Here is a 12,856-nt window from a genome sequence, read left to right as displayed (position 1 = left end):
GCCGGGCGGGAAATCGGGATTATGAACCCATGCGGTAGTTCGGTGACTCTTTGGTGATGGTCACATCATGCACGTGGCTCTCATTGATGCCTGCGCCGCTGATGCGGACAAATTCCGCTTTGGTGCGCAGGTCGTCAATGGTCGGGCAACCGGTCAGGCCCATGCACGAACGCAGGCCGCCCATCTGCTGATGTACGATCTCTTTCAGACGGCCTTTATAGGCCACGCGGCCTTCGATGCCTTCCGGCACCAGTTTGTCGGCGGCGTTATCAGTCTGGAAGTAACGGTCAGAAGAGCCTTTGGACATCGCGCCCAGTGAACCCATACCGCGATAGGATTTGAACGAACGGCCCTGATAGAGTTCGATCTCGCCCGGTGACTCTTCGGTCCCCGCCAGCATCGAACCGACCATCACACAGGAGGCACCTGCGGCGATCGCTTTGGCGATGTCGCCGGAGAAACGGATACCGCCATCGGCGATAACCGGAATACCAGTGCCTTCCAGCGCAGTCACGGCGTCAGAAACGGCAGTAATCTGCGGAACGCCCACGCCGGTCACGATACGGGTCGTACAGATAGAGCCAGGACCGATACCCACTTTAACAGCGCTGACGCCTGCCGCGACCAGCGCCAGTGCGCCTGCGCCGGTAGCGACGTTGCCGCCGACGATTTCAAGGTCAGGATATTTGGCACGGGTTTCACGGATACGTGACAGCACGCCTTCAGAGTGGCCGTGTGAAGAGTCGATCAGCAGCACGTCAACGCCCGCAGCAACCAGCGCATCGATACGCTCTTCGTTACCGGCACCCGCGCCTACTGCCGCACCGACACGCAGACGACCCTGCGCATCTTTACAGGCGTTAGGTTTACGTTCGGCTTTCTGGAAGTCTTTAACAGTGATCATGCCCAGCAAATGGAAGCTGTCATCCACCACCAGCGCTTTCTCAACGCGCTTCTCATGCATTTTCTGCAGCACGACGTCGCGTGCTTCGCCCTCTTTCACCGTCACCAGACGATCTTTCGGGGTCATAACCGCAGAGACCGGCTGAGAAAGGTCCGTTACAAAGCGGACGTCACGACCGGTGATGATACCGACCAGTTCGTTGTCGAGGTTAACAACCGGATAGCCCGCAAAGCCGTTGCGCTCGGTCAGCGCTTTAACGTCAGCCAGTGGCGTGGTTGGCAGCACGGTCTGCGGATCGGTAACCACGCCGCTCTCATGTTTCTTCACCTTGCGCACTTCATCCGCCTGGCGTTCAATCGACATGTTTTTGTGGATGAAGCCAAGGCCGCCTTCCTGTGCCAGCGCAATCGCCAGACCCGCTTCGGTCACGGTATCCATGGCAGCGGAGAGCATAGGAATATTCAAACGGATATTTTTGGTCAGCTGAGTGCTGAGATCGGCCGTATTAGGCAGGACGGTGGAGTGAGCAGGAACGAGCAGAACGTCGTCAAAAGTGAGTGCTTCTTTAGCGATTCTTAACATGGCAATACTCCACCTCGGGTGATTGAGATTAGATAAAATATTGCCGCGGCATTATACAGGCCGTAATCGATTGCCTCCAGCATTATTTACGAAAAACTCTTGATCCGCACTGACAGCCCTGTAGTATCGATGAATTAACCTGCTGATTTGGAATTTGATCTTCGTCACATGTCGCTGCCATCTACCGCCAATATTTTTACCGTCAGCCGTCTCAATACGACAGTGCGTCAGCTGCTGGAGAAAGAGATGGGCCTGGTCTGGATCAGCGCCGAGATCTCCAACTTCACGCAACCGGCCTCCGGTCACTGGTACTTCACGCTGAAAGATGATGGCGCTCAGGTTCGCTGTGCCATGTTCCGCAACAGCAACCGTCGCGTCACCTTTCGGCCGCAGCATGGTCAGCAGGTACTGGTTCGCGCCAACATCACGCTCTATGAACCTCGCGGTGACTATCAGCTGATTGCTGAAAGCATGCATCCGGCGGGTGAAGGCCTGCTGCAACAGCAGTTTGAACTGCTGAAAGCAAAGCTGGCGAGCGAAGGCTTGTTTGAGCCGCAGCATAAGCAACCGCTGCCGGAACCGGCGCGTCAGGTCGGGGTGATCACCTCCTCCACCGGCGCAGCGCTGCACGATGTGTTACGCGTGCTGCATCGCCGTGATCCCTCCCTGCCTGTAGTCATCTACCCGACTGTGGTACAGGGCGTCGATGCGCCAGCCGCTATCGTCCGGGCGATTGAAATTGCCAACCTGCGCAATGAGTGCGATGTGTTAATCGTCGGGCGCGGCGGCGGTTCGCTGGAAGATTTATGGAGCTTTAACGACGAACGCGTGGCGCGTGCCATTTTTGCCAGCCGCATTCCTGTCGTCAGCGCCGTCGGTCATGAAACGGATGTCACCATCGCGGACTTCGTCGCCGATTTACGCGCCCCTACCCCTTCAGCAGCCGCAGAAATCGTCAGCCGGAACCAGCTGGAGCTGCTGCGCCAGTTGCAATCGCAGCAGCAGCGGCTGGAGATGGCGATGGATTACTATCTGGCGCGCCAGCAGCGGCTTTACACGCGTCTTGAACATCGCCTGCAGCAGCAGCATCCACAGCTGCGTCTGGCCCGTCAGCAGACCGCCCTGTTCCGCCTGCAGCAGCGTCTGGGTGAAGCGATGGAAACCCGCCTTCGCCAGGCCACACGTCAGCAGGATCGCCTGGCGCATCGGCTAAACGCTCAACAGCCGCAGCAGCGTCTGTTCCAGGCGCAAAAACAGCTGCAAAGCTGGCACTATCGCCTGCAGCAGAGCATGGCAACGCAGCTGAGCAGTAATAAACAGCAGTTTGGTCAGCTGGTCGCACAGCTCGAAGGTGTCAGCCCGCTGGCGACGCTCGCGCGTGGTTTTAGCGTGACAACCGACACCGCCGGTCAGGTGGTGAAGAAAACCGCACAGCTGCAGAGCGGCGACCTGCTGCGCACCCGTCTGGATGATGGCTGGGTTGAAAGCCAGGTGACACAGCTGTTACCTGAGAAAAAGCGCCGCCGTAAAACCGCTTCCTGACGCTCTCCGCCAGCTCACACTTCTCCACTTAACGCTGGCCTTATTCATGAGTCCTGTACAGCCTGACCGATTGTTTTTAGGGCTGATTTTTGCTGCCAAAAATTCTCATAGAACCCGTGAGAATGGTTGTCTGAAAAATAAGCGCCATCTCCAATCCGCCCCTGACACTGACTTTGCGCGCCACCTCACATTTTTCCATTTACCGCTGGCCTCGCTAATGAGGTCTAACCAGCCAGACGGGTCTATACTTTTGACTCATTCCTTTTTGCCAAGGAGTCTTACATGGCTTACTGCGTTATTCCTCCCTATATCCTTCGCAAGATCATCGCTCACAGTTCCGGCCACCAGCAGGAGCAGGCGCGCCGCACCCTGACGCACGTTCAGCACCTGATGGCGGAACACTGGCAAAAACCGACCGGCGTGAAAACAGCGGCGGGCGGTCATGTTGATCGTGAAATTTATGATGCGCAAAACCAGGAAACCCTGCCGGGTAAGCTGATTCGTCAGGAGGGCCAGCCGGGTAATGATGATGTCGCGGCTGAAGAAGCCTGGGACTACCTTGGCGTCACCTATGACTTCTTCTGGCAGGCGTATCAGCGTAATTCGCTGGATGGTCAGGGCCTGAAGTTGCTGGGTACCGTGCATTACGGTGAGAAATACCAGAACGCCTTCTGGAACGGTCAGCAGATGGTATTTGGCGATGGTGACGGCGAAATCTTTAATCGCTTTACCATTGCGATTGACGTTGTGGCCCACGAACTGGCACATGGCGTCACGGAAAACGAAGCCGGATTAATCTATTTTGAGCAGGCTGGCGCACTGAATGAGTCGCTGTCGGATGTCTTTGGCTCGCTGGTAAAACAGTTCAGCAAAAAGCAGCGTGCGGATGAAGCAGACTGGATTATTGGTGAAGGGCTGCTGGCGAAGGGTATTAACGGGCGTGGTCTGCGGTCGATGTCCGAACCCGGCACCGCCTACGACGACCCGCTGTTGGGCAAAGACCCGCAACCGGCCCACATGGATCACTATGTGAAAACCCGCGAAGACAATGGCGGCGTGCATATCAACTCCGGCATTCCTAACCGGGCTTTTTATCTGGCGGCCAAAGCGCTGGGTGGTCATGCGTGGGAACAGGCGGGATATGCCTGGTATGACACGGTGTGTGACGACGAACTGCCACAGGATGCAGATTTTAAAACCTTTGCTCGCTTCACCATTAAGCATGGCGAAAAGCGGTTTAACCCGTCAGTGAGCAGTGCCATTGAACAGGCGTGGAAGGAGGTTGGCGTGCTATGAGTGACCTGCCCGAACTCACCGATGATGCGACCATCGTCGTCGCGCGTGAAGGCGGCATGGCCTTTATTCCGGGGCTGCGTGCCGAACGTCGTTTTATGCTGGGCGAACTGCCACCCCCTGAAAAACAGCGCGTCTGCCACGCGCTTGAGCAGGCGATGCCGCTGGGCGAACCCGAGGAGAAAGCCGCACAGGTGGGCAGTGGCGACCAGCGTTATTTTCGCATCCAGATTCAGTATGCCACCCGCCGTGAGGCGGGCACCATTGTGCTGCTGATTCCGGAACAGATAGCCCCGCCTGAGCTAAAGGCGCTGTGGCACGACGGAAAATAAGCAAATAAAAAGGGCCGACAATGTCGGCCCTGAGACAGCGGATAATCCGATGTGAATCTTGCAGCAACGAATAAGCTTAAAGCGAAGGTAACACGGTCAGAGGAGGAAAGCGTCCCGCGCCATGGACGGCGCGGGCCGAGCAGTCATGGATGACGATTTTGCGACTTTCCGATCTGACCGTTTTCCCTGAGCATGCTCGGTTTTACAGCAAATGGGGTAAGACTTTTTCAAAAAAAGGGCCGACAATGTCGGCCCTTTTCTTTATGCGTTGTTACTTGCTGTCTGGCAGCGCGTAAGCAATCACGTAATCACCGCGGTCCGGTGACTGACGTGCGCCACCTGCTGAGATCAGGATGTACTGCTTACCATCTTTCGGTGAAACGTAGCTCATCGGGCCACCCTGACTGCCGACCGGCAGGCGTGCTTTCCACACCTCTTTACCGGTTGAAGAGTCAAAGGCGCGCAGATAGTAATCCTGCGTACCGGCGATGAACACCAGGCCGCCCTGTGTTGCCAGCGTACCGCCCAGCGTTGGCATGCCAACCGGCATTTTCACACGCATTTTGATGCCAAACGGACCAGTATCCTGCACGGTGCCGACCGGCACCTGCCAGACGATTTTCTGGGTTTTCAGGTCAATCGCCGACAGCGTACCAAATGGCGGCTTCTGACAAGGAATGCCCAGCGGTGACATAAAGCGGTTTTTATTCACAGCATATGGCGTGCCTTTCAGCGGAACGGCACCCATACCGGTGTTGATTGCTTCGCCGCCGTTGCTGCCACGGGCAATGTTGCTGGTATCCGCCGGGATCATCTGAACCCACAGGCCCAGACGCATGTCATTGACGAACAGCAGATGGTTGTTCGGATCGATCGACATGCTGCCCCAGTTCATCCCGCCCAGCGAACCCGGGAAACTTAGCGACTTGTCGGTGTCCGGCACGGTGAACAGGCCGTCGTAGCGCATCGATTTGAAGGCAACACGGCAGGCCAACTGATCAAACGGCGTTGCACCCCACATGTCAGACTCTTTCAGCGTCTGGTTGCCAATCTGCGGCATACCGGTCGAGTGTGGCTGTGTTTTCGTGTACTGCTCGTTCGGGATATGGCCCTGCGGCATCGGCAGTTCTTCGACTTTGGTCAGCGGCTTGCCGGTCATACGGTCAAGCACGAAGATCATGCCGGTTTTACCACCAATCACCACCGCTGGCGTGGTGCTGCCATCTTTCTGCGGGAAGTCGATCAGGCTTGGCTGCATTGGCAGGTCGAAGTCCCACAGATCGTTATGTACGGTCTGATAAACCCACTTCTCTTTACCGGTAGTCGCATCCAGCGCCAGCACTGAAGCACCGTATTTGTGATCCAGTTCGGTACGGTTCGCACCCCAGAGGTCAACCGAGGAACTACCCATCGGGATGAACACCGTGTTCATGGCCGGGTCGTACGACATCGGCGCCCAGGAGTTTGGCGTACTGCGGGTATAATCTTTACCCGGCATCAGAATCGCATTCGGGTCTACATTGCCTGGGTCAAACGCCCAGCGCATTTTACCGGTGATAACGTCAAAGCCACGCAGCACACCACCTGGCATATCGGTCTGCACGTTATCTGCGACACGACCACCCACCACGACGGTAGTGCCCGCCAGCGTTGGCGCTGACGTCAGCTGATACTGTGGATCCGGTGCCTGGCCCAGTCCCGCTTTAAGATCAACGATGCCGTGATCGCCGAAGTTTTCACAGAACTCACCGTTGTCGGCGTTAATCGCAATCAGACGCGCGTCGATGGTGTTCATCAGAATTCGACGCTGGCAGCTGTCACCGGCTGGCAGCACAGCGGCAGGTACAGGTGAAGAGCCCGGCTTATCCGGCTGTTGCAGCGGTTTGGTTGCGTCAAAATAAGCCAGACCACGGCAGCGTGGCCAGACTTCTGCTTTGGCATTGATTTCACGTTTCCAGATCTGCTTACCGCTGTTGGCTTCAACCGCGATGACGTTGTTGTGCGGCGTACAGAGGTAAAGGGTATTGCCAATCTGCAACGGTGTCTGCTGATCTTCCGCACCGTTACCGGTCGGGCTGACAGGCGTATCACCGGTGTGGAAGGTCCAGGCGACCTGCAGATCTTTCACGTTGTCGCGGGTGATTTGGTCCAGCGCCACAAAGCGGCTGCCCTGCGGAGTGTTACCGTAGTTATCCCAGTCTTTCTGCTGTTTCGCTTTATCAACCGGGATCAGTGGCAGCTCTTCGCCGGTCGCTGCAACGGTAGGATGTGGCTGGAACATCTGCACCAGCGTTACCACCATGCCTGCCGCCAGCAGCGCAGAGAAGGCGTATGAAGGTTTTGCCAGTGAGTGCTTACCTTCGTGCTTACGCAGTGAAGGCCAGATCAGGAAGGCCAGCAGCATCAGTCCGGCTGGTACCATCAGGCGCGAAATCAGTGGCCAGAACTCCAGACCCGCATCGAACAGCGACCAGATCAGGGTGCCGACAAAGACCAGCAGGAACAGAACCACTGCCGATGATTTGCGACGGAAGAATTGAATTGCGGAGAGTACAGTGACGATACCCGCAATTAAGAAGTACCAGCTACCGCCAAGGGCTACCAGTTTGCCGCCGCCAATGGCAAAAAACAGACCGGTGGCAAGCAGCACCAGTCCGAGCAGCATGGATGCGATTCCCAGCCCCTTTCCGGAGCGGGAGGATGTTTCAGCCATAACACTTACTCTCCTGAATAAACAGAGCATCCGGACAGATGCCGTCCGGACTCTGGCGCGTTATGCATGTCCGCGCAGAGCATTGCTCTGTTTCAAATCGAATATAAACAGACCCGCGTCCGTGAGAATCTGTGGGCCGGAAGAGCACGGATGTGGCTGACCCCTCCCACGACGCGGCAGGATTGTACCACCTGGTACATTACAGAGTGAACATATACAACGCGTTTGTTACGGCGTAATAGCATTTTTGCTACAAAAAAGGGCCAGGGGTCACGCTGCGTTATCTGACATTTTAAGCGTAGCTGAAAGCGAGGTCAGTGATCGGGTGGCTGGAAAAGTACGCGCTTGCGGGAGATCAGACCATGTCCGTTGCGGCAAAAATAGTCCACTGCGCCGCAGGCTTTCAGCACTTCAAGTGGCTGATGACACTCAGGACAGCAGGGATGCGCCGGGTAATGTGCTCCGCAGGCTGTGCAGATAAATTCACCGTCGCTGAGCGACAGCGGTTGCTGGCATTTTTCACAAAGTACACTCAATACGTTTTCCTCCTGCGTTATTCAGCGCAAAAAAAAGAGGGCCAGATGGCCCTCATTTTATTAACGCTTATTCTTTTTCATATGCGCCATCAGACGCTTACGTTTACGCTGCTGCGTTGGCGTCAGCAGGTTACGTTTGCCTTCATAAGGGTTATCACCCTCTTTGAACTGAATGCGAATTGGCGTTCCCATCACGTTAAGTGATTTACGGAAATAGTTCATCAGATAGCGTTTATAAGAATCAGGCAGATCCTTAACCTGGTTACCGTGGATCACCACGATAGGCGGGTTATAGCCACCAGCATGCGCATATTTAAGCTTAACGCGACGACCGCGTACCAGCGGCGGCTGGTGATCGTCTGCCGCCATGTTCATGATGCGGGTCAGCAGCGAGGTGTTAACGCGTCGGGTCGAACAGTCATAGGCTTCTGTGATCGACTCAAACAGATTACCCACGCCGCTGCCGTGCAGCGCAGAGATAAAGTGGATGCGGGCGAAATCGATAAAGCCCAGACGGAAATCCAGCGTCTCTTTCACTTCATCACGCACTTCCTGCGACAGGCCATCCCATTTGTTGACCACAATCACCAGCGAGCGACCACTGTTAAGAATGAAGCCCAGCAGCGAGAGATCCTGATCGGAAATACCGGCATGGGCATCAATCACCAGCATCACGACGTTGGCATCTTCAATCGCCTGCAGCGTCTTGATTACCGAGAATTTCTCAACGGTATCCGAGATTTTGGCACGCTTACGCACGCCTGCGGTGTCGATCAGAACGTATTCACGTCCATCACGCTCCATCGGAATATAGATACTGTCGCGCGTGGTACCCGGCATGTCGTAGACCACCACACGATCTTCGCCCAGGATGCGGTTAGTAAGCGTTGACTTACCTACGTTAGGACGGCCAACGATCGCCAGTTTGATTGGCAAGCCAGTCGGGTCGAAGTTTTCCTCTTCCTCTGCGGCTTCCTGCTCAGCAATCTCGTCAGCTTCAAGCGCAGCCCAGTAAGCCTGGTTCTCTTCTTCTTCAGTGAGCTCGACCGTCTCAGCTTCTTCCATCCACGGCAGCAGTGCCTCTTCTATCAGGCTGCTCACACCACGACCATGCGAGGCCGCAATGGCATGAATCTCACCCAGGCCCAGTGAATAGAAGTCGACAACCGCCTGATCCGGATCGAGTCCGTCAGTTTTGTTCGCCACCAGGAAAGTGGCTTTCTGACGCGAGCGGAGATGCTTAGCGATCTGCTGATCGGCGGCCATCATGCCCGCACGTGCATCGACCATAAACAGCACGACATCGGCTTCTTCAATCGCCAGCAGTGACTGCTCGGCCATCCGCGTTTCAACACCTTCTTCGGTGCCGTCGATACCACCGGTATCAATAACAATAAATTCGCGCCCTTCCACTTCGGCGCGACCATATTTGCGATCGCGAGTCAGTCCAGGAAAATCCGCTACCAGCGCATCACGTGTGCGGGTTAAGCGGTTAAATAGCGTAGATTTTCCCACATTGGGACGCCCAACCAGCGCGACCACAGGTACCATAACAAAATGCCTCAATAAATAATGAATCGCCCGAATGGCGTGATTATAACGGCTCTGGCCGCTAAGTTCAGGCTTAAGGCGCAAAGAATACCATGCCTGACTAAAAACGAAACGGCCCCTGATTAAATCAGGAGCCGTCGGAACGGAGGATTTCACCTGCCAGACGTTTACCCGTTAACGGGTAATCGCATAAACCTCGCCGTCTTTCGACTGGATCAGCAGCTTATCGCTGGCAACCACCGGCTCAGTCTGGAAGCCTGAGCTATCCAGTTTCTGCTGTGCGACAAAACGACCATCGGTGGTGTTCAGCCAGTGCAGATAACCTTCACTGTCGCCGACCACCAGGTAGCCGTTGTAGAGCACCGGTGACGTCAGGTTGCGATGCAGCAGATCGCTCTGACGCCAGATGGCAACACCGCCATCAGCGTTCAGCGCAATCACACGGTCATCCTGATCGACCAGATAGATACGACCGGCATCGACAATCAGATCTTTCACACCGCCAATTTCGCGTTTCCACAAAATCTGGCCGGAACGCAGATCCAGCGCCGACAGGTTACCGTTGTAAGCGAGTGCATACACTACGCCATTAACGATAACCGGCGTGGTATCGACGTCATTAAGACGGTCGATCTCAGTGGCACCGCTGACCTGAGAAATACGCTGCTGCCAGATCAGCTGTCCCTGGTTCATCACCACGGCACTGACGCGACCGTTGTCGCCACCGACAATGGCGCCGCCAAATGCGACAGCAGGTGCAGATTCACCGCGCAGAGACAACGCTGGCATATCCAGATTGACGCTCCACTTCACCGCACCGCTGCTCTGATCCAGTCCCTGCAGCATGCCGTTACTGGTATGCACCAGTACCAGACCATCGCTGACAACAGGACGAGACAGCGCTTCACCTGCGACGCTGGTCTGCCAGGCCAGGCTGCCATCGCTGCTGTTCAGGGCATAAACTTTGCCGCGCTCGCTGCCGACATAAACCCGATCGCCATCAGCGGTCAGGCCGCCAGATAACAGCGCTGAGCGGTTTTTCGAGAAGAAGCCGGTTTTCTCAGAGAGATCGACTTTCCATTTTTCTTTACCGTCTGCCGCATCCAGCGCTTTGACAATACCAAAACGATCGGCTGCAAAAACAGTGTTGTCCTGCCAGGCCGGATGCAGATTTGAGTAGAAATCACCAACGCCATCGCCTACCGAGGTGTTCCACACTTTCTGTGGCGTGAACTGATTTTCTACCTTCGGCAACGGGGCCATTTTTACTACATCTTCTTCGCCGCTAAACAGCGAACAACCGCTGAGCAAAGTGACTGAAATCAGTCCTGGCAGCAGGTATTTACGTAATTCCATGTGCGCTCTCTTGACTGGCTTAGCTTAAGTTATTCATCTTCATCTGCATCATTTGCTTCAATGCCGGAGAGGCGTCAGATTCGACTCCTTTACTCCAGGCATCGCGCGCGCCCTGCTTGTCACCTTTGGTCAGCAGCGCTTCGCCACGAATATCGGCCACAATGGCTGTCCAGCCATCACCCTTCACACCGTCAAGGGTTTTAAGCGCCGCATCCGCTTGATTCTGTTGCAGTTGAATGCGTGCCAGGCGCAGGTTAATCACCGCCTGCAAATTGGCATCTTTGGTGTCTTTCAGTCCGTTTTGCAGCAGCGTTGCGGCCTTATCAAGCTGACCAGCGTCAACATACTGCTTCGCCAGATCCATCGCAGCCAGCGCACCGTAGGTATTGCTGTTTTCACTGGCAAAACGGCTGACCGCTTCCAGCGTTTCCGGTTTACCCGCCTGCATGGCGCTGGTGAGCTGCTGATACTGCGCGGACACGGATTTCGCCGTATCATCCTGATGACTGCTCCAGTAACGCCAGCCACCCAGCGCAGCAATGCCGATGACTACGCCAATGGCTAACGCTTTGCCATTACTGGCAAAAAAGTTGCGCAGCGCGTCGGTCTGCTCGTTCTCATTGCTATACACTTCCACGCAATCCCTCTCCTTTCTATGGTTGGTGCTGTGTCACGCTGACTGTAACAGCGTGCGCAATACAGCAGCAGCCTCTGCCTGATCCAGCGTTTGCTGCTCGCCACGGCGCAGATCTTTAATCACGACCTGACCGGCTTTAACTTCGTCTTCGCCTAACACCAGGGCAACGCGTGCGCCCCACTTGTCAGCACGGGCAAATTGCTTCTTGAAGTTGCCGCCGCCAAAGTTAGTCATCAGCCTCAGTTCCGGCGCTTCATCACGCAATTTCTCAGCCAGCTGCATCGCAGCAGACTGCACGCCCTGACCTGAAGCGATAACATAGACATCCACATTGCTCGTCGGTTCAAATTCAGGATTAACCGCCTGAACCAGCAGCACCAGACGCTCCATGCCCATGGCGAAACCCACGGCAGGCGTTGCACGACCGCCGAGCTGCTCAACCAGGCCATCATAGCGACCGCCGCCACACACCGTGCCCTGTGAACCCAGGCTATCGGTAACCCACTCAATCACGGTGCGGTTGTAGTAATCCAGGCCGCGTACCAGACGCTGATTGACGGTGTAGCTGATACCTGCGTCATCCAGAAGGGCACACAGGCCGCTGAAATGCTCGCGGGAGTCGTCATCCAGATAGTCGCCAAGCTGTGGCGCATCATTCAGCAGTTGCTGAACATCAGGATTTTTGCTGTCGAGAACGCGCATCGGGTTGCTGTACATGCGGCGTTTGCAATCCTCGTCCAGCACGTCTTTGTGCTGCTCAAGGAAGGCAACCAGCGCGTCGCGGTAGTGAGCACGAGCTTCCAGCGAACCGATAGAGTTGAGTTCCAGACGAACGTGTTCAGAGATACCCAGGGCTTTCCACCAGCGGGCATTCAGCATGATCAGTTCAGCATCGATGTCCGGTCCCTGCAGACCAAACACTTCCACACCGATCTGATAGAACTGACGATAGCGGCCTTTCTGCGGACGCTCATAGCGGAACATCGGCCCCATATACCACAGGCGCTGTTCCTGGTTGTAGAGTAAACCGTGTTCGATACCGGCGCGCACGCAGCCTGCCGTGCCTTCCGGACGCAGCGTCAGGCTTTCACCGTTGCGGTCATCGAAGGTATACATCTCTTTTTCAACCACATCGGTGACTTCACCGATGGCGCGTTTAAACAGTGGGGTTTGCTCTACCAGCGGTAAGCGAATTTCGCTGTAACCGTAGCTCGCCAGCGTCTGCTTGAGAACGCCTTCAATCCGTTGCCAGAGGGCAGTATCCGCAGGCAGGTAGTCGTTCATCCCGCGAATTGCCTGAATATTCTTCGCCACGTTAAAATCTCTTAATGCAAAAAAACCTGTCCGGCATCATACCTTATGAGGATGAAACCGCACAGGTTCAGTCAAAAAAGTCACGTACGCAGGCCG

General features: G+C 55.6%; 10 protein-coding genes. 3 read left to right on the top strand and 7 right to left on the bottom strand.

Annotated features, from left to right (window positions below; all coding sequences use genetic code 11):
- Positions 1–19: 19 nt before the first annotated feature.
- Positions 20–1,486, bottom strand: coding sequence for an IMP dehydrogenase (guaB, locus tag IBT54_RS15420; protein WP_013358717.1), 1,467 nt, complete (start codon positions 1,484–1,486; stop codon positions 20–22).
- Between the two features lie 168 nt (positions 1,487–1,654).
- Here guaB and xseA point away from each other — a divergent pair, with 168 nt between their 5' ends.
- From xseA to IBT54_RS15405, 3 genes are all read left to right on the top strand, one after another.
- Complete coding sequence (gene xseA / locus IBT54_RS15415) at positions 1,655–3,028, top strand: exodeoxyribonuclease VII large subunit (RefSeq protein WP_201252437.1); 1,374 nt, start codon at positions 1,655–1,657, stop codon at positions 3,026–3,028.
- A gap of 282 nt (positions 3,029–3,310) precedes the next feature.
- Entirely contained in the window at positions 3,311–4,324 is a 1,014-nt protein-coding gene (locus tag IBT54_RS15410) for a M4 family metallopeptidase (protein ID WP_033733519.1), read from the top strand.
- Positions 4,321–4,653, top strand: coding sequence for a protealysin inhibitor emfourin (locus IBT54_RS15405; RefSeq protein WP_033733520.1), 333 nt, complete (start codon positions 4,321–4,323; stop codon positions 4,651–4,653). The genes IBT54_RS15410 and IBT54_RS15405 overlap by 4 nt, the downstream gene beginning before the upstream one ends.
- 271 nt (positions 4,654–4,924) lie before the next feature.
- Here the strand turns inward: IBT54_RS15405 and IBT54_RS15400 are convergent, their stop codons facing one another.
- The 6 genes from IBT54_RS15400 to hisS form a co-directional block, all read right to left on the bottom strand.
- Positions 4,925–7,366 carry a glucose/quinate/shikimate family membrane-bound PQQ-dependent dehydrogenase gene (locus IBT54_RS15400; RefSeq protein ID WP_201252419.1) on the bottom strand — a complete coding sequence of 814 codons (2,442 nt, stop codon included), beginning with the start codon at positions 7,364–7,366 and terminating at the stop codon, positions 4,925–4,927.
- 314 nt (positions 7,367–7,680) lie between these two features.
- On the bottom strand, positions 7,681–7,902 hold the full coding sequence (locus IBT54_RS15395) for a zinc ribbon domain-containing protein (protein WP_095706798.1): 222 nt from the start codon (positions 7,900–7,902) through the stop codon (positions 7,681–7,683).
- A 60-nt stretch (positions 7,903–7,962) separates the two neighbouring features.
- The gene (der, locus tag IBT54_RS15390) at positions 7,963–9,453 is read right to left on the bottom strand and encodes a ribosome biogenesis GTPase Der (RefSeq protein WP_013358723.1); all 1,491 of its coding nucleotides are present in this window, start codon (positions 9,451–9,453) and stop codon (positions 7,963–7,965) included.
- Between the two features lie 174 nt (positions 9,454–9,627).
- Complete coding sequence (gene bamB / locus IBT54_RS15385) at positions 9,628–10,809, bottom strand: outer membrane protein assembly factor BamB (protein ID WP_013358724.1); 1,182 nt, start codon at positions 10,807–10,809, stop codon at positions 9,628–9,630.
- A 19-nt stretch (positions 10,810–10,828) separates the two neighbouring features.
- Complete coding sequence (locus IBT54_RS15380) at positions 10,829–11,446, bottom strand: YfgM family protein (protein ID WP_013358725.1); 618 nt, start codon at positions 11,444–11,446, stop codon at positions 10,829–10,831.
- A 33-nt stretch (positions 11,447–11,479) separates the two neighbouring features.
- The gene (gene hisS, locus IBT54_RS15375) at positions 11,480–12,760 is read right to left on the bottom strand and encodes a histidine--tRNA ligase (RefSeq protein ID WP_095706797.1); all 1,281 of its coding nucleotides are present in this window, start codon (positions 12,758–12,760) and stop codon (positions 11,480–11,482) included.
- Positions 12,761–12,856: the final 96 nt, after the last annotated feature.

Source organism: Pantoea sp. S62 (assembly GCF_016658625.1).
Taxonomy (GTDB): domain Bacteria; phylum Pseudomonadota; class Gammaproteobacteria; order Enterobacterales; family Enterobacteriaceae; genus Pantoea; species Pantoea vagans.
This window is presented reverse-complemented; position numbering and strand designations above follow the sequence as displayed.

Bases quoted from the DNA above. Each gene is read 5' to 3' on its own strand.
- guaB (WP_013358717.1), bottom strand. From the start codon at position 1,486: ATGTTAAGAATCGCTAAAGAAGCACTCACTTTTGACGACGTTCTGCTC.
- xseA (WP_201252437.1), top strand. From the start codon at position 1,655: ATGTCGCTGCCATCTACCGCCAATATTTTTACCGTCAGCCGTCTCAAT.
- IBT54_RS15410 (WP_033733519.1), top strand. From the start codon at position 3,311: ATGGCTTACTGCGTTATTCCTCCCTATATCCTTCGCAAGATCATCGCT.
- IBT54_RS15405 (WP_033733520.1), top strand. From the start codon at position 4,321: ATGAGTGACCTGCCCGAACTCACCGATGATGCGACCATCGTCGTCGCG.
- IBT54_RS15400 (WP_201252419.1), bottom strand. From the start codon at position 7,366: ATGGCTGAAACATCCTCCCGCTCCGGAAAGGGGCTGGGAATCGCATCC.
- der (WP_013358723.1), bottom strand. From the start codon at position 9,453: ATGGTACCTGTGGTCGCGCTGGTTGGGCGTCCCAATGTGGGAAAATCT.
- bamB (WP_013358724.1), bottom strand. From the start codon at position 10,809: ATGGAATTACGTAAATACCTGCTGCCAGGACTGATTTCAGTCACTTTG.